This window comes from Pseudomonas sp. SIMBA_041, from assembly GCF_046535095.1.
GTDB classification, from domain to species: domain Bacteria; phylum Pseudomonadota; class Gammaproteobacteria; order Pseudomonadales; family Pseudomonadaceae; genus Aquipseudomonas; species Aquipseudomonas mucoides.
The window spans coordinates 375,055-394,525 of sequence record NZ_JAWRXJ010000001.1 but is presented as its reverse complement, the minus strand read 5'-3'; the positions used below and the strand labels follow the sequence as shown (position 1 = coordinate 394,525).

Annotated in this window: 21 protein-coding genes and 1 pseudogene; 9 read left to right on the top strand and 13 right to left on the bottom strand. The window is 60.0% G+C overall.

From position 1 onward, the window contains the following. Positions 1-140 precede the first annotated feature (140 nt). From SB725_RS01845 to SB725_RS01830, 4 genes are read left to right on the top strand one after another with little or no spacing between them, the layout of a single operon-like run. Positions 141-1,538: a hypothetical protein gene (locus SB725_RS01845; protein ID WP_027926431.1), complete on the top strand. Its 1,398-nt coding sequence runs from the start codon at positions 141-143 to the stop codon at positions 1,536-1,538. A gap of 12 nt (positions 1,539-1,550) precedes the next feature. After that, positions 1,551-1,922 carry a YcfL family protein gene (locus SB725_RS01840; protein ID WP_027926430.1) on the top strand — a complete coding sequence of 124 codons (372 nt, stop codon included), beginning with the start codon at positions 1,551-1,553 and terminating at the stop codon, positions 1,920-1,922. 23 nt (positions 1,923-1,945) lie between these two features. After that, positions 1,946-2,536, top strand: a complete 591-nt coding sequence (gene lpoB, locus SB725_RS01835) for a penicillin-binding protein activator LpoB (protein WP_410921288.1) — start codon at positions 1,946-1,948, stop codon at positions 2,534-2,536. 3 nt (positions 2,537-2,539) lie between these two features. Further along, positions 2,540-3,283, top strand: coding sequence for a hypothetical protein (locus SB725_RS01830; protein ID WP_027926428.1), 744 nt, complete (start codon positions 2,540-2,542; stop codon positions 3,281-3,283). Positions 3,284-3,339: 56 nt separating this feature from the next. Here SB725_RS01830 and rhtB read toward each other — a convergent pair whose 3' ends face one another. From rhtB to SB725_RS01815, 3 genes are all read right to left on the bottom strand, one after another. Continuing rightward, entirely contained in the window at positions 3,340-3,972 is a 633-nt protein-coding gene (gene rhtB / locus SB725_RS01825) for a homoserine/homoserine lactone efflux protein (protein WP_027926427.1), read from the bottom strand. Between the two features lie 246 nt (positions 3,973-4,218). Next, positions 4,219-4,800, bottom strand: a complete 582-nt coding sequence (locus SB725_RS01820) for a mechanosensitive ion channel family protein (protein ID WP_027926426.1) — start codon at positions 4,798-4,800, stop codon at positions 4,219-4,221. Next, positions 4,800-6,710 (bottom strand): ATP-binding cassette domain-containing protein, encoded by a 1,911-nt coding sequence (locus tag SB725_RS01815; protein ID WP_027926425.1) that lies wholly within the window; start codon positions 6,708-6,710, stop codon positions 4,800-4,802. The genes SB725_RS01820 and SB725_RS01815 overlap by 1 nt, the downstream gene beginning before the upstream one ends. Before the next feature lie 50 nt (positions 6,711-6,760). Between SB725_RS01815 and SB725_RS01810 the strand changes: the two genes are divergently transcribed. After that, the gene (locus tag SB725_RS01810; RefSeq protein WP_027926424.1) at positions 6,761-7,225 is read left to right on the top strand and encodes a TIGR02444 family protein; all 465 of its coding nucleotides are present in this window, start codon (positions 6,761-6,763) and stop codon (positions 7,223-7,225) included. Here SB725_RS01810 and SB725_RS01805 read toward each other — a convergent pair. Continuing rightward, positions 7,222-8,385, bottom strand: coding sequence for an AlgP family protein (locus tag SB725_RS01805; RefSeq protein ID WP_027926423.1), 1,164 nt, complete (start codon positions 8,383-8,385; stop codon positions 7,222-7,224). The two genes, SB725_RS01810 and SB725_RS01805, sit on opposite strands and share 4 nt — an antisense overlap. A gap of 192 nt (positions 8,386-8,577) precedes the next feature. On the opposite strand from SB725_RS01805, the gene SB725_RS01800 reads away from it, so the two are divergent. Beyond that, positions 8,578-9,243, top strand: a complete 666-nt coding sequence (locus SB725_RS01800) for an FKBP-type peptidyl-prolyl cis-trans isomerase (RefSeq protein WP_027926422.1) — start codon at positions 8,578-8,580, stop codon at positions 9,241-9,243. A gap of 59 nt (positions 9,244-9,302) precedes the next feature. Here SB725_RS01800 and SB725_RS01795 read toward each other — a convergent pair whose 3' ends face one another. From SB725_RS01795 to SB725_RS01760, 8 genes and pseudogenes are all read right to left on the bottom strand, one after another. Then, complete coding sequence (locus SB725_RS01795; RefSeq protein WP_027926421.1) at positions 9,303-9,761, bottom strand: Rsd/AlgQ family anti-sigma factor; 459 nt, start codon at positions 9,759-9,761, stop codon at positions 9,303-9,305. A gap of 177 nt (positions 9,762-9,938) precedes the next feature. After that, on the bottom strand, positions 9,939-10,490 hold the full coding sequence (locus SB725_RS01790; protein ID WP_027926420.1) for a disulfide bond formation protein B: 552 nt from the start codon (positions 10,488-10,490) through the stop codon (positions 9,939-9,941). Positions 10,491-10,845: 355 nt separating this feature from the next. After that, positions 10,846-12,084 carry a heme biosynthesis protein HemY gene (locus SB725_RS01785; protein WP_410921194.1) on the bottom strand — a complete coding sequence of 413 codons (1,239 nt, stop codon included), beginning with the start codon at positions 12,082-12,084 and terminating at the stop codon, positions 10,846-10,848. Continuing rightward, positions 12,081-13,235, bottom strand: a complete 1,155-nt coding sequence (locus tag SB725_RS01780) for a uroporphyrinogen-III C-methyltransferase (RefSeq protein WP_027926418.1) — start codon at positions 13,233-13,235, stop codon at positions 12,081-12,083. The genes SB725_RS01785 and SB725_RS01780 overlap by 4 nt, the downstream gene beginning before the upstream one ends. Before the next feature lie 16 nt (positions 13,236-13,251). Then, positions 13,252-14,019, bottom strand: a complete 768-nt coding sequence (locus tag SB725_RS01775; RefSeq protein WP_027926417.1) for a uroporphyrinogen-III synthase — start codon at positions 14,017-14,019, stop codon at positions 13,252-13,254. Further along, positions 14,016-14,957 (bottom strand): hydroxymethylbilane synthase, encoded by a 942-nt coding sequence (hemC, locus tag SB725_RS01770; protein ID WP_027926416.1) that lies wholly within the window; start codon positions 14,955-14,957, stop codon positions 14,016-14,018. Before hemC ends, SB725_RS01775 begins: the two co-directional genes overlap by 4 nt. Positions 14,958-15,095: 138 nt before the next feature. Then, positions 15,096-15,842, bottom strand: coding sequence for a LytR/AlgR family response regulator transcription factor (locus tag SB725_RS01765; protein WP_027926415.1), 747 nt, complete (start codon positions 15,840-15,842; stop codon positions 15,096-15,098). Further along, positions 15,839-15,955, bottom strand: a pseudogene (locus SB725_RS01760) (sensor histidine kinase); the annotation flags it as partial. The gene SB725_RS01765 and the pseudogene SB725_RS01760, both read right to left, overlap by 4 nt. Positions 15,956-16,301: 346 nt before the next feature. Here SB725_RS01760 and argH point away from each other — a divergent pair. Next, on the top strand, positions 16,302-17,696 hold the full coding sequence (argH, locus tag SB725_RS01755; protein ID WP_027926414.1) for an argininosuccinate lyase: 1,395 nt from the start codon (positions 16,302-16,304) through the stop codon (positions 17,694-17,696). A gap of 133 nt (positions 17,697-17,829) precedes the next feature. On the opposite strand, the gene SB725_RS01750 is transcribed toward argH, so the two are convergent. Then, positions 17,830-18,489: a glutathione S-transferase family protein gene (locus tag SB725_RS01750; RefSeq protein WP_027926413.1), complete on the bottom strand. Its 660-nt coding sequence runs from the start codon at positions 18,487-18,489 to the stop codon at positions 17,830-17,832. Positions 18,490-18,613: 124 nt separating this feature from the next. Here SB725_RS01750 and SB725_RS01745 point away from each other — a divergent pair, with 124 nt between their 5' ends. Both SB725_RS01745 and SB725_RS01740 read left to right on the top strand, forming a co-directional pair. Continuing rightward, a complete protein-coding gene (locus SB725_RS01745) occupies positions 18,614-18,898 on the top strand; it encodes a hypothetical protein (RefSeq protein WP_027926412.1) in 285 nt (94 codons plus the stop codon). 226 nt (positions 18,899-19,124) lie between these two features. After that, complete coding sequence (locus tag SB725_RS01740; protein WP_027926411.1) at positions 19,125-19,370, top strand: TIGR02647 family protein; 246 nt, start codon at positions 19,125-19,127, stop codon at positions 19,368-19,370. Positions 19,371-19,471 lie beyond the last annotated feature (101 nt).

The following is a 19,471-nucleotide window of genomic DNA, read 5'->3' as shown; positions in this document are numbered from 1 at the left end:
AACACATTGTTCACTCTCAATGAGTTTCACTCAAGCTTTGTCTGCAAGAAGAGATCAGAGGGCGCGGAACAAAGTGCCATCATTCGCCTCTATAGTTTGCCGCCTCTTGGCGGCTTATCTTCAAGGAAGACACACAGCAAATGGCTACCCGCCTGCGCTTCTTGTTTTTGCTCGGTGCATGCTTGCTACTGAGCGGTTGCCCCACCCTGCGGGACTACAACGCGGAGTTGAGCGAGACCCTCGACTATTTCAAAGCCGGCCAGGTCGACTCCGCCGTTGCTGTCCTGGACCGAAACAATCCCATTGCCCCGGGCGACTTGCTCTATAACTTCGAGAAGGGCGAACTGCTGCGGCTCACTGGCGATATGACCGGTAGCTACGCCAGCTGGGATTACGCCGACCGGCTGATTGAGGGGTGGGAAAACTCGCCGCGATTCGGCGCCTTCAAAGCCTTCACCGAGTTCAACAGTTACGGCGCCAATGACAAAGTGCGTTTGTACGATGGCTACGATTTCGAGAAGGTCGCCCTGACCACGCAAATGGCCTTGACGTGCCTGTCCAGTGCCGAAGTCGACCTCGCTCGGGTGATGATCAAGAAAACCCACGAGCGCGAGGCAACCATTGCCGAAAAGCGCGACGTGCAATACCTGGCACTGGAGAACCAGGCCCAGGAGCAAGGCGTACCCCTGAAATACCAGAACCTTCAGGGCTACCCGGTGGCGACCCTCGATGCGCCTGAAGTGATTGCCCTGAAAAACAGCTACCAAAGTGCGTTCAGTCATTACCTGGCAGGTTTCGTCTATGAAACGCTTGACGAAAAAGACCTCGCCGCGCCGGGGTATCGCAAAGCCCTTGAGTTGCGCCCCAACACACCGCTGCTTGAGCAGGCGCTGCGCAATCTCGACAAGTCGCCGCTCAAGGCCGGCGAAAGCGATGTCTTGCTGATCGTGCAAACCGGCCTTGCACCCGCGCGCAACTCGGTGCGTGTGCCGATTTCGGTGGATGTCGAAGGCGAAACCTACATCACCAACATGTCGTTCCCGATCCTTGTCCCCGATGCGTCTACGCCACCGGTGGACTTCGTCATGGTGGACGGCAAAAAACATAAGCTGACCTTGCTCAACAGCTATGGCGACATGTCACGGCGAACGTTGCGCGACGACATGCCTGGCATCATCCAGCGCACGCTCCATCGCGCCCGGTCCAATGTCGAGTACCTGGCCTATTTGAAAAAAAACAAACCCGAAAAGCTTGAGGAAACCCTCGTGCAGCAAACTCAACGTGAAGATGCCGACACACGAGGCTGGCGCACGCTACCGGACAAGACGCTGATCGCTCGCCTGCGACTCAAGAAAGGCGAGCATCAACTGACCCTGCCCAATGCCCCGGAACAACTACCGGTCAGGTTCAGGATCGACCAGACACATCAAGCCTTCAGCCTGCGCGCAGTGAGCAACCGGATTTTCGCCGCTGATGTTGCTCTGGAGCTCAACCCCCCTTCCGCACCGCAGGCTGTCACCCGCCGCGCTCAACCCTGAACGGAGATCTTCATGGGATTGAAATGCATCGCCGTTGTCGCGCTGGCCCTGTTGGCCGGTTGCACCACCCCACCGCCGCCGGAACCGGGCAGTGCCGCCAGCAAAGTCCTGGCCACGGGACCGATCGAGGACCTGGCTATCGGCCCCATGCGCATGGCCCGGGAAAACGGTTTCCTCACCGTCAGCACGCAGCTGAGTAACGCCGACACCCGTAACAAAACGCTCTACTACCGCTATCTCTGGCTCGGCCCCGAAGGTTTTCCAGTGGCCGAAGCCGAGTCCTGGAAAAGCCTGACCCTGTATGCCGAGCAGACGAGCTTCCTGCCGGCGATCGCTCCCGTGCCACAAGCCGTGGATTTCCGTCTGGAGATCAATACGCCGTGAACCGTCCACACGAGAACCTGCCCATGTTTGTACGCTTGTCGTCCCTCGCCCTGAGCGCCCTGCTGATTGGCGGCTGCGCGGTCAATCACTCGCCGGTACTGGGCAGCGGCAACATCAGTTACGGCGACCCGAAAGCCGTGGAGCTGGTGACCAACGAATTCGGTTCCACCGACCTGCAGATGATCGCTGAAAGCATGACCCGCTCGCTCGCCCAGTCCGGGGTCCTGAAAGGTCGTCCGGTGGTTCAGGTGTACGACGTACGAAACAAGACCAGCGAGTACATCGACACGCGCGACATCACCACGTCGATCAAGACCCAGCTGATGCGCTCCGGTACCGCCCGCTTTGCCAGCGACAACACCGACATGCAGAGCCAGGTCGATCAACTCAAACTGCAAAACCAGAGCGGCCTGTACAAGAGAAGCACGGTGGCCAAGACCGGCAACATGATCGCCGCCCGCTATCGACTGGAAGGCTCGATCAGCTCGATCGTCAAGCGCAGCAATGATTACAAGGACGTCTTCTACAAATTCAGCCTGCAGTTGATCGATGTCGAAAGCGGGCTGGCCGAGTGGATGGACGAGAAAGAAATCCGCAAGACCACGGAGCGCTGAACAATGCGTGCATGGATTGGCATCATGGCCCTGACCTGCGCCCTGGGCGTTCAGGCGGCGCCGAAAATCGCTGTCACCGACATCGCCTATGAGGCCAGCGTGGATCAATACGTCCACGTGATTTCGTCTAGGGATGATCATCAGCAGGATTATTACGGCGCCAGCGGCTCGTCCAGTTATGACGAGTACACGACGCAGAACAGCTATCTGGAACAGACCGAAATCCGTCGATTCAGCGGTGACATCAAGGGTCAGATGCTCAAGACCGGGATGTTCCAGCTGGTTCAGGGGACGCCCTATACCGCCAACGCCAAACGCGATGTGTATGACGTGATCCAACGCATCAAGGCCGGTGATTTCGAGGGAGCCGACTACGTGCTGTTCGGCACGCTGTCAGACATCGACTTCACCCAGGACATGAACGAACTGGCCAATACCGACAGCTATTCAGCGGTGCTGGCGCTGACCCTGGTGGCTGACTTCAGCCTGATCAACACCAAAACCTACGAGATCACCTCGGCCTTCACCGCAATGGGTGAGGCTCAGGACACCAAACTGGTGAATGACCGGGATATCCACGTCTCGCTGAACCGGCCGCGGGTGGTGCGCGAAGTATCCAGGTCGCTGGGTGAGGATGTGGCGCGGCAATTGAGCGAGCAGCTCGGTGATGGCAGTTATCAACCGCCGGGGCCACCCGAGCTACGCAATGACCTGCCGCCGGATACCGCGCCGGTCATTCTGCGCTGACACCCGAAATGAAAAAGGCGACCTCTAAAGGTCGCCTTTTTTGTGCCTGACAGCTTTTATACCGCGGCTTTACGCAGAGTCGCCATAAATGCCGCCGCGCCAATAAACAGCCCGGCAAACGTACGGTTCATGCGTTTTTGCTGCTGGGGCGTGCGCAACAGACGCAGCACCTTGGACGCCAACCCGGTGTAACCGGCCATGACAATCAGGTCGACGCAGATCATGGTCACGCCAATGATCAGGTACTGAGCCAGCAACGGAGCGTGCGGGTCAATGAACTGCGGCAACACCGCGAGCATGAACACCAGCGCCTTGGGGTTGCTGATGTTGACCAGGAAACCACGGAACACCAGCGCCATCGGCTTGCCGATCTGACGCACAGCCGCGTCATCGCTCATGTCGCTGGGCAACGCGCGCCATTGCTTGATGGCGAGGTACACCAGATACGCCACGCCGAACCATTTGATCGCATAGAAGGCGGACGCTGAAGCCGTGAGGATCGCGCCCACACCGGCGCCGACAATCGCGATCTGCACCGCCAGGCCCAATTGCAGGCCCAGGGCATTCCAGTAACCGCGCCAGAAACCGTATTGCAGACCGCTGGACATCGACGCAATGGCGCCGGCACCAGGCGACAGACTGATCACCCAGCAGGCAGCAAAAAACGCCAGCCATGTTTGAAGCTCCATTGCACACCTCGACTCAGACTCGTGACAGACGTCTAAGCTAATGCGGCTTTGGGCGGATGACTATCGATTTTTTGCAGGATGTTACGGCTGCCGACCAGCGTTTACAGCTTTAGGACCCCTTCGCGAGCAGACTCGCTCCTACATTGAATCCTCGGTGGACACCTATTTAGTGAACAGCCGAAAACCCTGTAGGAGCTCGCTCCGGGCGGCGTTCCGACGATGGCGATCTATCAGACTACAGCAGCCTTACTTCTCGAACCCGCTCGAGGGGAACACATCACTCCCCCGCCAGCGTCGAACCGATCGTTGGAAGAAGAGGCTGTTAGGCACCTGAACCATCGCACTGCCAGTCCCGAGTTCTTCCGCTTCGATCAACGTGGTGTACAGCAGATTGATCGCCACCACCCGGCCTTTGACGCCGGGCTTGTCAGTGGTGTCCACCAACTCGACCACATCGCCGAGGCGGAATGGGCCGACGGTGAAAATCAGGATCGCGCACAGCAGGTTGGAAAGCACACTCCACATGGCGAAGAACGCCACCGCCGCCACCGCGACGAAACCGGACAATGCGGTCCAGAGTACGGTGGCCGACACCCCGAGGCGCTCCAGCACGAAAATCAGCGCACTGCCCATGATCAGCCAGCGCAGACCGCCTCGCAGCGGCATCAGCAATTGCGGCGGAAACGGATAGCGCTCGCCCAGCCGGGTCAGGCCCTTGGCAACGAAACGCTGGGTGAAGTAGCCGGCCAGCAGAATCAGCAGGATCTGCACGACCAGCCAGAGGGGCTCGATCCACACCGCCGGCAATGGCAGCTTGAACGCCTCCATCAAGACAGTGCCTCCAGCTCCGCCTGCATGCTTTCCAGCAGCTCCAGCGCTTCCATCCAGGATTCTTCCAGCTCGGCTTCACGCACCTTCAGCTTGGCCTGTTCAGCCAGCAGATCGCGCAGATCATTCTTGCGCGCCGGCTCGTAAATATCGCTGTCGCCAAGGCTGGCATCGATCTTCGCCAGCTTCTCGTGCAGCTTGCCCAGCTCGGCTTCCAGCTTGTCAGCTTCACGCTTGTGCGGCGCCAGTTGCTGACGCAACGCAGCCGCAGCCTGGCGCTGGGCCTTCTTGTCGGTCTTGTCCGGATTGACCGGCGTGTTGTTGACCGGTGCATTGCGCTGGCGATAGTCGACCAGCCAACGGGCGTAGTCTTCCAGGTCGCCGTCGAACTCCTCGACCTTGCCGTCCGCCACCAGATAGAAATTATCGGTCGTGCTTTTGAGCAAATGACGATCGTGGGAAACCACCAGAACCGCGCCACTAAACTCCTGCAGCGCCATGGTCAACGCCAGGCGCATTTCCAGGTCCAGGTGGTTGGTCGGTTCGTCGAGCAGCAGCAGGTTCGGCCGATCCCAAGCGATCAACGCCAGGGCCAGACGGGCCTTTTCGCCGCCGGAGAAATTCAGCACCGGCTCATCGATGCGCGCACCACGGAAGTCAAAACCACCGAGGAAGTCGCGCAGGGTCTGTTCACGCTCGGTCGGGGCCAGACGCTGCAAGTGCAGTAAAGGGCTTGCCTTGGCGTCGAGAGAATCCAGTTGATGCTGGGCGAAGTAACCCACGACGGTGTTCTCGCCACGGGTCAGTCGGCCGGACAACGGTTCGAGTTCACCGGCGAGGTTTTTGATCAGGGTCGATTTACCGGCACCGTTCGGGCCGAGCAAACCGATGCGCGCGCCAGGGGTCAGTTGCAGCTTGACCTTCTCCAGCACAGCTTTGTCGCCGTAACCCAAACGGGCATCGGACAGGTCGATCAGCGGGCTGGAGATTTTCTGCGATTCACGGAAAACGAAATCGAACGGCGAATCGACGTGGGCGGCGGAGAGTTCTTCCATCCGCTCCAGCGCCTTGATCCGGCTCTGGGCCTGGCGGGCCTTGGTGGCCTGGGCCTTGAAGCGGGCGATGTAGCTTTCCATGTGCGCACGTTGCGCCTGCTGCTTCTCGTAAGCCTGCTGCTGCTGGGCCAGACGTTCGGCGCGGGCGCGCTCGAAGGCGCTATAGCCACCGCGATACAGCGTGATCTTGCGTTGATCGACGTGAGCCACGTGATCGACCACGGCATCGAGAAAGTCCCGGTCGTGGGAAATCAACAACAATGTGCCGGGGTAACTTTTCAGCCACTCTTCGAGCCAGATGATGGCGTCGAGGTCCAAGTGGTTGGTTGGTTCGTCGAGCAGCAGCAGGTCCGAAGGGCACATCAAAGCCTGCGCCAGATTCAGACGCATCCGCCAGCCACCGGAGAAATCTCCTACCGGGCGATCCATCTGCTCGTTGGTGAACCCAAGGCCGGCCAACAACTTTCTGGCCCGGGCGTCGGCGGTGTAACCGTCGGCGCTGTCGAGTTCCGAGTGCAGGCGGGCCTGAGCGGCACCGTCATGGGCTGCTTCGGCTGCGGCGAGGTCGCGTTGCACCTCACGCAGGCGCAGGTCGCCATCGAGCACGTAGTCGACCGCCAGGCGTTCGAGCGTCTCGATTTCCTGACGCATGTGGGCGATGCGCCAGTCGGCCGGCAGGAAGCAGTCACCCGAGTCCGGGTGCAGTTCGCCCCGGATCAAGGCGAACAGGCTCGATTTGCCGGCGCCGTTGGCACCGATGAGGCCGGCTTTGTGGCCGGCGTGCAGGGTCAGCTCAGCGTCTTCTAGCAGACGTTGAGGGCCACGCTGTAAAGTCAGGTTCTGAAGTCGAATCATAATGGCGGCGGAGTCTACCAGCTTCGCTCGCAACTGGCGCGAGTAGCACTATGTCCTCTGACCTGTGGAGCTTTTCCCTGACCACTTACGCCCGTCCCGGCGTCGAACGCGCATGCCTGCAGTTGCAGTCAGCCGGCGCCAATGTGTGTTTGCTGTTCTGTGGAGCGTGGCTTGGACAGCGTGGCGTCGTCTGCAATGAACAGCGAATCAAGCTACTGCGCACCGTGGCGGAGCCTTGGGATGGAGACGTCGTGCAACCGTTGCGCGCCTTGCGCATGCGCTGGAAAGTCGTCGCGACTGACGATGCCGAGCTGAAAAAGCTGCGTGAACAAGTGAAGGCGCTGGAGCTGGAAGCCGAACGGCATCTGTTGTTGCGGCTGGAGCGAACGGCGCAGAGCTGGCCGCAGGGTGAGGCGACCGATCTGACGGCCTGGCTGGAAGGTGTGGCGGCAGGCGCCGCCAACCTGGACCGCGACGCGCTGCATCAGCTGCGCGTCGCGGTAACCGGCACTTAGGAAGCGCTGGTTGGGGTGGTGCTGGCGCTCGACGGTGCGGCTGGCGTTGGCGCAGCCGTGGCTGTCGAGGTGGTTGCTGCGGGTGCAGCCGATGCTGCTGGCGCCGGAGTCACTGGCTTGGCAGCAGGCGCTGGAGTCGGCTTGGCAACGGCAGGTTTTGCAGCAGCTGGTTTGGCCGCTGGTTTTGCAGCCGGTTTGGCAGCGGCAGGTTTGGCGGCTGGTTTTGCAGCCGGTTTAGCAGCGGCAGGTTTAGCGGCTGGTTTAGCAGCGGCTGGCTTGGCGGCAGTAGCGGGTTTCGCGGCAGCCGTTTTGGCGGCAGGTTTAGCAGCCGGTTTGGCAGCAGCTTTTACAGCGGGTTTAGCAGCTGGTTTGGCAGCAGCTTTTACAGCCGGTTTAGCGGCAGGCTTGGCAGCAGCGGTTCGCGCAGCAACTGGCTTGGCAGCAGGTTTTGCAGCAGCCGTTTTGGCGGCTGGTTTAGCAGCCGGTTTAGCGGCTACGGCTCTTGCAGCAGCAGGTTTGGCAGCAGGCGATTTTGCAGCAGGCTTGGCAGCAGCGGTTCGCGCGGCGGCTGGCTTGGCGGCAGGTCTCGCAGCGGCTGTTTTAGCCGCCGGTTTGGCAGCGCTGGCAGCGGCTGGTTTTTTCGCAGCGGCAGGTTTTGCAGCAGTTTTCACCGCTGGCTTGGCAGCAGGCTTGGCCGGCGCTTTTGCAGCAGCTGGCTTGGCAGCGGCTTTCTTGACCGGTACTGCAGCAGGTTTGGCTGCACGCAGGGACAACGCCTTGCCGACAGCCTCTTGTACACGACCGACGCCTTGGGCCAGTTTCAGGCTTTCTTGAGCATCGCGTTTGAGTTGCAGAATGTAGGCACGGGTGTCGGACTGACGATCCTTGAGGGCATCGAGCACGTCTTCGAGTTGCTGCACGCTGTCCTTCGCCTTGGCTTGTGCCTTGGCCTTGCCGGCCGACGCAGCGTCCTGCAATTTGGTACGGGACTTGTGTAATTTTTCCTGTGCTTTTCCGCGCTGTTTTTCCAGTTTGGCGAGCAGTTTTTCAGCATCAGCCAAGGCTTGGGAACAAGCGTTTTCCAAATGCTCGAGCAGGCTGCCCGACAGTTGTTGGAGTAAGTGCAACGGGGTATTTACAGGCTTCTTGGTGGCCGACATGGTTTACCTCCTGGCTGACGTGGGTGCGGCTCATACTAGACCTCTGCTGCTACCGCCGCTAGGGCATGTTGACAGTATCGAAAGCGTTGCGTTGCAACGGATCGAAAAACTTCTGCGCTTGTGCAAAACCAGTTCACCTTTGTGCGCATTCTCACTGGCATAATCCACCGCATTCCAGGTCGGAGAGTGCCCATGTCGCGCTACCTTTTTTTATCGCTGTGCGTGTTTTTTTCAGTGGCTCAAGCCGACGAAAAAACCTCCGCAAATAACCCTCACGATCTTGCTTACAGCCTGGGCGCGAGCCTCGGTGAACGCCTGCGTCAGGAGGTTCCCGATCTACAACTTCAGGCACTGCTGGAGGGTCTGCAACAAGCGTATCAAGGCAAGCCACTGGCGCTGAAGGACGAGCAGATCGAGCGAATCCTGGCCGAGCATGAAGCCCAGCTCGCCGAGCAACCGGCGCTCCCGCAAAGCGAAGCCGCACTGGAAAAAGAGCAGCGATTTCTCACTGAGGAAAAAGCCAAACCGGGTGTTCGCGAATTGGCCGATGGCGTGTTGCTGACAGAGCTGACTCCCGGCACCGGTGCCAAGGCCGGCCCAAATGGCAAGGTCCAGGTTTTGTATGTCGGGCGCCTGCCGGACGGCACGGTGTTCGATCAGAACAATCAGCCGCAGTGGTTCAGTCTCGACAGCGTGATCAGCGGCTGGCGCAGCGCACTGCAAAACATGCCGGTGGGTGCGAAATGGCGCCTGGTGATTCCATCGTCTCAAGCCTATGGCGCGGACGGTGCCGGCGACCTGATCGCCCCCTTCACCCCGCTGGTTTTTGAAGTCGAATTGCGCGGCGCTACCAGCTGAAAAACAGGCATAAAAAAACGGCGCGCAGTGCGCACCGTTTTTAACTTGCCGGGAGGGATTCAGGCCTGAACCGAATCCTCTTCCTTGTGAGCGGTATGCAGCACTTCGATCAGGCAATCTTCCAGTTCGAAGCGTTCATGCAACAAGCCGCCCAACTCCTTGAATTTCTCCGCGACGCACTTGCCTGCATCACACAGGTCGTTGAACGCCAGCAGCTTCTCGGTGATGACATCGATGCGCGGGTAGAGGGTCTCGGCCAGTTCCAGACCACGCTTGTCGTTGAAAGCCTTGGCCTCCCCCGTCAACTGCTCGTAGATCTCGAAGTGCCCGGCAGACACGTAATCGACCAGCACTCCGCAGAACTCCTGCAAGGGCTTTCGGTCCTCGCTCAGTGCTTCAGGCTTTGCACCGAGCTTGTCGTAGGCATCAATCAGATCTTTGCGCTCCTGCAACCAGCGATCGATCAGCAGGTGCACTCCGCCCCAGCGTTCCTGAGCATTCTGACAACTTTCGAGCATGGTGATCTCTCTTCCCTTGTGGGTCAGCTGCTCTATGCCTGCTCGCCTCTTGTTACGTCAGTGGGCGGTCGGGCAGAGCGTCATCGAGCAACATAATTCCAATGACACGTGCGGGCCAGATTATGCCCGCGCGACTGTGGCTTCAAGGTACGCAGGAGATAAAGTTCATACAAGTGTTTAATCACCCATCTGCACCCGGTGCGACGACACGCCGCTGAGCGGTCGCTCACACGCGAGCCAGACGACGCGCAGCAACTGATAAACCCCCAGAATCGTCACCCCGACAAAGAACAGCAGGCTCCATTCCGGAATGCTCAGGTCGAACAATGTCCAGGAAATCTCGGCACAATCAGCGTTCCCTTTGAACATCTCCGTGACCCGGCACAACCAGGGCATGTTCTCGTACGAGCCTTCCAGGTCAGGCGGGCACGTCGACAGCACATGTGATGGGTCACTTTGCAGCAAAATCTGCCGCCACGCCGTAATCATGCCCGCGAGGCTGCAGAAGAATCCAAGTAACCAATACAGGAACGATCCAAAGCGTCCGGGGCCCTGCACGGAGGCTGTCAGACAAACACCCGTCAGCAACGCCAGACAAACCCGCTGCAAAACGCACAGGCCGCAAGGTTTGAGTCCGACCGCATATTCCAGGTAATAGGAAACGCCCAAGGCCAGGGAACCTGTAATGAAAACCATGAAAAACAAGGAGCGTGAGCAGGCCAAAGACATGGCTTTTCCGTACCAGTAGAGACAGGTGGTTACGGTAGAGGAAAGCGCGCCAGCCTTTCAAGGCAGGCCGGCACGGACACTTCACCAGAAGTGTAGGGAATTCCCGACAGTGTCGAGAGGAATCGGTGTAGCCCTCTGTAGGACGTTGCCGATCAGGGACTACAAAGCCAAACACACGACGCGTTTCGAGCCCCCTGAGAACGCCGCCCCGCCCATGTAGCAGCGGCCGAAGGCTGCATCCGGCGGCGCAGCAGTCGTAAAATCAGGCGCTCTGGTTTATCAGGTCGACCGCGTTATCTTTATGACGACTGCTTCGCCGCCGGACGCAGCCTTCGGCAGCTGCTACAGACCAGTCTCAGGCGTAAACGGGAGTGGGCAACGGTGCCGCCAGCAGGCGCTCATCGAGCATGCCCAGGCCTTCCTGGAACAACTGATTGCTGCGTTCCGTATCGCCCAGTTGCGCCAGCAACCGCGCCAACTCCGCACAGGCTTCCGGATTGCGCTGAACCCGCAGACTGCTTTCAAGATAGTCTCGCGCCTTGCCCCACAAGCTGTTTTGCAGGCACAAGCGGCCCAGTGTCAGCAACAGGCTTGGGTCAGCCGGATGATCCTTGAGCCACCCCTCGGCAGTCTGCAGTTGCCGAGCCGGATCGCTGCCGCGAACCAATCCGTACAGGCGCGCCAGATGGCTGTCGTAATTGCGCTTGAGGGCCGTGCGCAGAACCTCCTCCGCCTCGACCTGCGCCCCCAGTTGTCGTAGCTGCTCGGCATAGGCCAGCACCAATTGCGGTTCCTGACGCTGAGCCGACGTAAGCTGTTGCCAGGCGCGAGTGAGCGATTGCAAACCGACCTTGCCGTCCTCTTCCTGATGCGCCGCCAGCGACAGGTTTTCACCCCACGCACGACGCTCCAGCTCGGCCAGTTCGGCGGGCGGCAGGACTTTATCCTTGCGCAACTCGGGCAACAGGCGAATCACCGCTGACCAGTCGCCACGCTGCTGAAGCAGGCGCTGTAACTGGCGCAATGTCTGGGCGTTATGGGGATGACGCTCATGCATGGCCTCAAGGGTGGCCAAGGCTCCGTCGGTATCGCCACGGTCGGTCTGCAATTGCGCATGACTCAAGGCAATCGCCAGTTCAGCCTGCGGTTGACGTTCGAGGGCGCGCTCCAGCAAGTTGTCGCTTTCTTCGTAATGACCCTGCTCGTTGGCGGCACGTGCCGCGCCGAGGTAATAGAGCAGTGGCTGGCGCTCGGCTTCGGCCGCCCGATGCAAATGACGCTGCGCACTGGCCCAGCGACCTTCCGCCAGATCCAGCTGACCATGCTCGATCGCCACTTGCACCCGACGGCTGCGATTGCGCCGCGACCAGGGATTGACCACGCCACTGGAGGTCATCACCAGCTCAACCAGCACCTTGATGCCCCAGAACAGTAGCCACAACACCGCGATCAATGCGAGGGTCGCCCACAGGCTCGATTCGTAACGAAAGCCCTTGTAGGCAATCAGCACGTATCCGGCATGCTCGGCAATCGCCAGTCCCAGCGCGGCAGCAGCGGCGATCACCAGGAACACGATCACATAGAGGCGTTTCATGGCGTTGCCTCCTGGGCGGTACCCGCAGCAGGCTTGGCCATTGGCTTGATCGAGTCTTCAGCGTTGACATTACGCCGCTCCAGATACCCCTGGACCGCGCTCAGCGTACCCGTCAGATCCGGTGTCACGACCGTGACCCGTTGTTTGCTCAACTCGCCAACCTGCTCCAGCATCACTTTGCTCTGGGGGTTGTCCGGGTTGAAGTTGCCGGTCAACACGTCCCGCGCCTCCGCCAGCGCCTGGGTGTAAACCGCGGCCTGGCCATTGAGCGCGGCCCATTGCGCCTGCTCCAGCGCCAGGCTCAGGGCAAGGCGCACCTGGCTCAGGCTCTGCCCGGCCAACAGTGGACGGACATTTTTGTCAGCATTGAAGTCGATACGGATGTAACGGGAGATCTGATCCCACCACTGCGCCCAGCGACTGGCACCGTCGCCATCAGCGGTCAGGCCCAGCAGTGATTCACCCCGGTCCTTGTACTCGGGCGCCAGCTCGGTGAGGTCGATCACTTGATCACGCAATGCGCCCAGGCGCAGGAACAAGCCGGTGCGATCCGGCTGTTCTGTACTGCGCAACGCCACGAGGGTTTTGGCCACTTGCTCGCGAGCGGCGAAGGAACCCGGATCGTTCTGTTCACGGAGTATGTCGTCGGCACCCTGCACCAGCGCCTGGGCGCTGCTGATGTCCTGCAAGGCAGAGAGGCGCAGGCTGGCCAGACGCAGCAAGTGCTCGGCCTCGGCCAGGCGCCAATCCTTGCGGCTGGCACCGAGGACGGTTTCCAGGCGCTGGTTCAGACGCTGTTGATCGCCCTGCAACTGCGTGACCAGACGGGCGCGAGCATCCAGTTCATCAACGGCGGGCAACTGCTCCAAACGTGCGCTGATGCGCTGTTCATTGAGCCTGAGGCTTTGCGCCTGGTCGTTCAGCGCTTGCACCTGAGCCAGTTGCTGCTGGTTATTGGCTTGCAGGTGTCGCACCTGCCAGACACCCCAACCGCCCACGGCAACACCGGCAGCGCCGAGCAGCAGCGCGACGATTGCCAGGCCATTGCCTCGGCGCTGCACGTCAGCGGGTGTCGCGGTTTCAACCGGAGTTTCAACCGGCGCATCAAGCACTGGCTGGACGTCATCTTTAGGCAAGGCAGTTTCGCTCACGTATCCATCCTTTGCATTAGAGAACGGGTTCGGGATGCTCCCGTAACGCCGTCAGCAAAGCCGCGGCACTGGCGCCGCGACAATCCACAACTGTTTGGGCCCCGGCGGCACGTGCCAGCCCGGCGACCCTGGGGCTTGGAACAAACAACGGCAACCGCGCCAATTGTGGCCAGGCAACGCCAGCCAGTTGATGCAGGTGCTCAAAACCTTGTCCACTGCTGACCACCAGCCCGTTCAAGCGTTCCGCTTCAATCCGGTCAGGCAGTGCCGCCGGCGGGTAATGCGGCAAGCCGCGACGGTACAACTCCAGATACTCGACACTAGCACCAAGCTCGCGCAAACGCTCTGCCAGGAGTTCACGCCCGCCTTCCCCGCGCATGATCAACACGCGCGGATCGGGCCGGTTGATAGCCTCGCGCAACCCGGGAAGTTCCAGCAAGGCTTCGCTGTCATCACCCTCGGCCGGAAAGCTCACGTCCAGCCCACGGCCCTCGAGGATCTGCGCAGTGGCGGCGCCGACACTGAACCACTTCAACGCAGGTGACTGCGGCCAATACCGGTCAACCAGATCAACACCGATTCTGGCCGCGGGTTTGCTGACCACGATCACCGCACAGAAGCGATCCAGTGTCTGAATCAGCGCGCGCATTGTGTCAGAGGCCGGGATTGGCTCGATTTCCAAAAGCGGCAAGCTGCTGCTGAAAATCCCCGCTTGCGCCAGAACATCGCTCAGCGCTGCGGATTCATCCGCAGGGCGCGTCAGCAGCAAGCGCCAGCCAGTCACTCGTGACCTGCCTCGCCATACACCGCTTTCAGGATATCGTCGGCGCCCTGGCTCAAAAGGTCCTCGGCGACTTGCACGCCCAAGGTTTCAGCGTCTGCGCGTGGCGCACGGGCCTCTGCGCTGAGCAACAGGCCGCCACTTGGGTCTCCGACCAGGCCACGCAACCAGATCTGCTCGCCTTCCAACACGGCGTAGCAGGCAATCGGCACTTGGCAGCCACCGTTCAAATGTTTGTTGAGTGCACGTTCGGCGGTCACGCGAGTGGCAGTGTCCAGATGGTGCAGCGGTGCCAACAAGGCATGGATTTCGCTGTCGGCGGAGCGGCATTCGATACCGACTGCGCCCTGGCCACCGGCCGGCAGGCTGTCGTCGACACTGATGGCCGAGGTGATGCGGTCTTCGAAGCCCAGGCGAATCAGGCCAGCGGCAGCGAGGATGATGGCGTCGTACTCACCCGCATCGAGCTTGGCCAGGCGCGTATTGACGTTGCCACGCAAGAAGCGGATCTGCAGGTCCGGACGACGGGTCAGCAGTTGAGCCTGACGGCGCAGACTGGAGGTACCGACGACGCTGCCTTTCGGCAACTCATCCAGGCTGGAGTAGGTGTTGGAGACGAATGCATCGCGCGGGTCTTCACGCTCGCAGATGCAAAACAGGCCAAGGCCTTCGGGAAAGTCCATCGGTACGTCTTTCATCGAGTGCACAGCGATGTCGGCTTCATTTTCCAGCAACGCGGTTTCCAGCTCTTTGACGAACAGGCCCTTGCCGCCGATTTTCGACAGCGGCGAGTCCAGCAGCTTGTCGCCACGACTGACCATGGGCACCAGCGTCACGAGCAGACCGGGATGGGCCTCTTCCAGACGGGCTTTGACGTATTCGGCCTGCCATAAGGCCAGGGCGCTTTTGCGGGTGGCGATGCGGATTTCGCGAGAGGACATGGATCAATCCGTACTGAATAGATACGGCGGATAATAACAGCTCAGCCAAATCCACTTTGACTTGAATCAGATACTGCGTGGCCTCCCTGGCCTGTATGTGCGGCAAGCGGGTGTGAAGTTCGCCCTGTGAACGGCGAATTAAAGCTGCTGCATCATCTTGCGCACGCCGGCCACATGGCGTCGGCTGACGATCAATGCGTCGCCGTTCAGACCTTTGAGGAACAGCTGAAAATGCCCCAGAGGTGTGCGCTGCAAGCGTTCGATACGCTCGCGGGCGACCAGGGCGTTGCGGTGGATACGCACGAATCGGTCACCAAATTCGTCCTCAAGGGCCTTGAGCGGTTCATCCAGCAACACTTCGCCGCTTTCATGGCGCAAGGTCACGTATTTGTGGTCGGCAATGAAGTAGACCACCTGATCCAGTGGGATCAGCTCGATACCCTTTCGGGTTCGTGCACTGATGTGGCTACGCGGTCCGCTACCACTTTCGGCGGCGGGACGCGTCAGGGCGGCGAGCTGGAGACGATTGGGGCGCTCGGCTTTTTTCAATGCTTCGTGAAGATGTTCAGTACGCACAGGTTTCACCACATAGCCTACGGCGCTGGCCTGTAAGGCTTCCACGGCAAATTCATCGGGTCCTGTACAAAACACCACAGCGGGCGGAGTTTCGCGTTCGCACAACCGCGCAGCCACTTGCAGGCCGTCAAGGCCTGGCATGCGGATATCGAGCAACACGATATCCGGCTTGTGGCTGTCGATCAGTGCCAACGCCTCTTCGCCGTTCGTGGCGCTCGGCTCCAGGACACTGTATCCCTCGAGTTCGCCGACCATTCGGCTCAGGCGCTCGCGGGCCAAGGGTTCGTCATCAACGATCAGGACATTCATATTGCGCTGGATTCCTGCGTGAGTCTCGCACAAGGATAACGTAGACAGGTGAAGTGACGTCCGTCACCGCGATCCACGCTAAGACTAGCGCGAGGGCCAAAAAGTGCCGCGAAATCGGCGGCTAAATTTTCAACTGCCGCGTGATTGGAGGCTCTGGCCCGCGTTGGCGAGGGATCGCCGTAGGGTTTGCCGATACACAATATGAACACCCCCTCTTCTTATAGTCAGTAATCGCACCAGAAAGTGCGGTGATCCTACTGTCCAACTGTAGACGGTTGCCGGGACGTTATTGCTCAAATGAAAAATATCGTTGCGCAATTTCCCGAAGGCTCACCTTGAGTATGGACCGCGCAATAAGAAAAAAACGTATCGACCAGTGTCAGCGACAGGATTGGCAACCCTGTTATTATCCGCGACAGCTTTCAACGTCACTTTTCTCCAGCCGATACGAGCGAATTCATGAGCACTGACAAGACCAATCAGTCCTGGGGCGGCCGCTTCAGTGAACCCGTCGACGCCTTCGTCGCCCGCTTCACCGCCTCCGTCACTTTCGACCAGCGCCTGTATCGCCACGACATCATGGGCTCGATCGCCCACGCCACCATGCTGGCCAAGGTCGGCGTGCTGACCGATGCCGAGCGCGACAGCATCATTGATGGCCTGAACACCATCCAGGGTGAAATCGAGGCCGGCCAGTTCGACTGGCGCATCGACCTCGAAGACGTGCACATGAACATCGAGGCGCGCCTGACCGATCGCATCGGCGTCACTGGCAAGAAGCTGCACACCGGCCGTAGCCGTAACGACCAGGTTGCCACCGATATCCGCCTGTGGCTGCGTGACGAGATCGACCTGATCCTCGGCGAAATCACCCGCCTGCAAAAAGGTTTGCTGGAGCAGGCAGAGCGCGAAGCTGGCAGCATCATGCCCGGCTTCACTCACCTGCAAACCGCACAGCCCGTGACTTTCGGGCACCACATGCTGGCCTGGTTCGAAATGCTCAGCCGCGACTATGAGCGTCTGGTCGACTGCCGCAAGCGTACCAACCGCATGCCATTGGGCAGCGCTGCGCTGGCGGGCACCACCTACCCGATCGACCGCGAATACACCGCGCAGCTACTGGGCTTCGACGCCGTCGGCGGCAACTCGCTGGACAACGTGTCCGATCGCGACTTCGCCATCGAGTTCTGCTCGGCGGCCAGCATCGCGATGATGCACCTGTCGCGCTTCTCCGAAGAGCTGGTGCTGTGGACCAGCGCGCAATTCCAGTTCATCGATCTGCCAGACCGCTTCTGCACCGGCAGCTCGATCATGCCGCAAAAGAAAAATCCGGACGTGCCGGAACTGGTTCGCGGCAAATCCGGCCGCGTCTTCGGCGCACTGATGGGCCTGCTGACCTTGATGAAGGGCCAGCCGTTGGCCTACAACAAGGACAATCAGGAAGACAAAGAGCCGCTGTTCGACGCCGCCGATACCCTGCGCGACTCGTTGCGAGCCTTTGCCGACATGATCCCGGCGATCAAACCCAAGCACGCGATGATGCGCGAAGCGGCGCTGCGCGGTTTCTCCACTGCCACCGACCTGGCCGACTACCTGGTGCGCCGTGGCCTGCCGTTCCGTGACTGCCACGAAATTGTTGGCCATGCGGTGAAGTACGGTGTGGAAAACGGCAAGGACCTGGCGGAAATGAGCCTGGAAGAGCTGCGTAAATTCAGCGACCAGATCGATCAGGACGTGTTTGCCGTGCTGACCCTGGAAGGCTCGGTGAATGCCCGTGACCATATCGGCGGCACTGCGCCAGCACAGGTCAAGCAGGCAGTGGTTCGCGGCCAGGCGTTGCTCGCCAGCCGCTAAAAGCTTCGTCGGAACGCCGCCCGGAGCCGGCTCGCATCCACAGTGGCCCGGTGTGTTCAGCACTTTCCACTGTGGGAGCGAGCTTGCTCCGGGCGGCGCTCCGACGATGTCTGACTTCAGAACGCTACAAATTTCATTTCTTGGACGCGATCATCGCCATAAACGCTGGCATCGCCGCTTCCTTGTCCGCAGCAATCCTCTGCACATTCGGATTCGCCTCCAGACGCTCCAGCAGCGCCTTGGCTTCTGGCATCTCGGCCAACAAATCCAGGCCAAACAACTTCTGCCCCACCGCAGCGGCCAATGGCACGCTATACAGGAAATACAGATCGGCAACGCTCAGGCTGTCACCCGCCACATAAGGGGCGAACTTGCCGTGTCGCGCCAGCGAGGCGAACCCCAGCAGCAACTCGGACCTGGTCCTGTCCTTGATTGCCTCTGGCACTGGCGAGCCAAAAAACGCCTCGCCGTAGCACATGCGCCCCGGCAACTCGATGTACAGCTCGATTTCCTTGGCCAGCGCCAGCACCTGGGCGCGCTCGAAAGGATCGCTTGGCAACAGAGGTGTGCCTTTCTGGCTTTGTTCGATGTATTCGAGAATGATGGCGGTTTCATTAACGAAACCCTGTTCGACGCCCAGCACTGGCACCTTGCCGCGCGGACTGATGGTCAGCGCTTCCGGGCTCGGGCCAGGGTAAAACAGCACTTCTTCGAACGGCAGTCCCTTCTCCAGCAGCGCCAGTTTCACCATGTTGTAGTAGTTGCTGACGGAAAATCCATAAAGCTTGAGCATCACAAAGCCTCCAGGCCGTGCGGGGTTGGCAGTCCTGTTTTATAGAACGCCGAAGCGATTCTTGCCAGCAGCATCACAGCGCTGAATGCAGGTAAACTGGCCGCCTTAACTTGAGGAGCCTGCCATGAGCGAGCCAATCGACATCGATAGCGACGAAGAAGAATTTACCGAAACCACCCTGATCGAAGCCATCGAAAACCAGATTGAAAGCGACAACCCGCCAGCGGCCAAGGCCACCTTCAACAAGCTGACCCTGGTGGGTTACGAACGTGAAGAAATCCTCAACATGATGGCTCACGTGTTAGCGGTAGAAATCGACGCGATCCTGGAAGAAGACCGCGCGTTCAACACCGAATGGTACGAAACAGCGCTGCGTGCGCTGCCGGAATTGCCGCCGGAAAAGAAGTAAGCGAACACCATGCGGGAGCGGGCAATCCGCTCCTACACAAATTGTCACCCATCCATCCTGCCTTCCCCCATGCCCTGACTACACTGGTACGCACCCCGCTGCCGCACCAGCCGCCGGGGAATGCTTCCCGAGGTGAAAAAACCCTGATGCAGGCACTGGACATGCCGCACGAGTGGGCTCACCTTAGGGGCGCTGTCGTCCAATTCCTAGAAAGTCTGGAGTCCTTATGTCGCTTACCCCTGAGTTGGTTGCCGAACTGGAAATCCTCGCACTCTTCAACCTGGACAGTTCCCAGGAAGGTTTGAAAATTCATCAGACCGCTGCCCCGAAAGCCATTGCCGCCGCCCAACGCCTGTTTGAAAAGGAACTGATCGACCAGCCCGATGGCGGTTACCTGACCAGCCTGGGGCGTGACGCCGCGCAAAACGTGCAAACGCTGCTGACCATTCTGAACGTCCGAGAAACTGCCTGAGATCACCGCTTCGCCCACGGAAACCCCTGCCACGGGATTTCCGCGGGCAAACCCGGCGGCCTGCTGTCGCCTCGCGATAAAAATCTGACGTCAAAAATACA

Coding starts and splice junctions, on each gene's coding strand:
- SB725_RS01845 (WP_027926431.1), top strand. CDS start 141: ATGGCTACCCGCCTGCGCTTCTTGTTTTTGCTCGGTGCATGCTTGCTA.
- SB725_RS01840 (WP_027926430.1), top strand. CDS start 1,551: ATGGGATTGAAATGCATCGCCGTTGTCGCGCTGGCCCTGTTGGCCGGT.
- lpoB (WP_410921288.1), top strand. CDS start 1,946: ATGTTTGTACGCTTGTCGTCCCTCGCCCTGAGCGCCCTGCTGATTGGC.
- SB725_RS01830 (WP_027926428.1), top strand. CDS start 2,540: ATGCGTGCATGGATTGGCATCATGGCCCTGACCTGCGCCCTGGGCGTT.
- rhtB (WP_027926427.1), bottom strand. CDS start 3,972: ATGGAGCTTCAAACATGGCTGGCGTTTTTTGCTGCCTGCTGGGTGATC.
- SB725_RS01820 (WP_027926426.1), bottom strand. CDS start 4,800: ATGGAGGCGTTCAAGCTGCCATTGCCGGCGGTGTGGATCGAGCCCCTC.
- SB725_RS01815 (WP_027926425.1), bottom strand. CDS start 6,710: ATGATTCGACTTCAGAACCTGACTTTACAGCGTGGCCCTCAACGTCTG.
- SB725_RS01810 (WP_027926424.1), top strand. CDS start 6,761: ATGTCCTCTGACCTGTGGAGCTTTTCCCTGACCACTTACGCCCGTCCC.
- SB725_RS01805 (WP_027926423.1), bottom strand. CDS start 8,385: ATGTCGGCCACCAAGAAGCCTGTAAATACCCCGTTGCACTTACTCCAA.
- SB725_RS01800 (WP_027926422.1), top strand. CDS start 8,578: ATGTCGCGCTACCTTTTTTTATCGCTGTGCGTGTTTTTTTCAGTGGCT.
- SB725_RS01795 (WP_027926421.1), bottom strand. CDS start 9,761: ATGCTCGAAAGTTGTCAGAATGCTCAGGAACGCTGGGGCGGAGTGCAC.
- SB725_RS01790 (WP_027926420.1), bottom strand. CDS start 10,490: ATGTCTTTGGCCTGCTCACGCTCCTTGTTTTTCATGGTTTTCATTACA.
- SB725_RS01785 (WP_410921194.1), bottom strand. CDS start 12,084: ATGAAACGCCTCTATGTGATCGTGTTCCTGGTGATCGCCGCTGCTGCC.
- hemC (WP_027926416.1), bottom strand. CDS start 14,957: ATGTCCTCTCGCGAAATCCGCATCGCCACCCGCAAAAGCGCCCTGGCC.
- SB725_RS01765 (WP_027926415.1), bottom strand. CDS start 15,842: ATGAATGTCCTGATCGTTGATGACGAACCCTTGGCCCGCGAGCGCCTG.
- argH (WP_027926414.1), top strand. CDS start 16,302: ATGAGCACTGACAAGACCAATCAGTCCTGGGGCGGCCGCTTCAGTGAA.
- SB725_RS01750 (WP_027926413.1), bottom strand. CDS start 18,489: ATGCTCAAGCTTTATGGATTTTCCGTCAGCAACTACTACAACATGGTG.
- SB725_RS01745 (WP_027926412.1), top strand. CDS start 18,614: ATGAGCGAGCCAATCGACATCGATAGCGACGAAGAAGAATTTACCGAA.
- SB725_RS01740 (WP_027926411.1), top strand. CDS start 19,125: ATGTCGCTTACCCCTGAGTTGGTTGCCGAACTGGAAATCCTCGCACTC.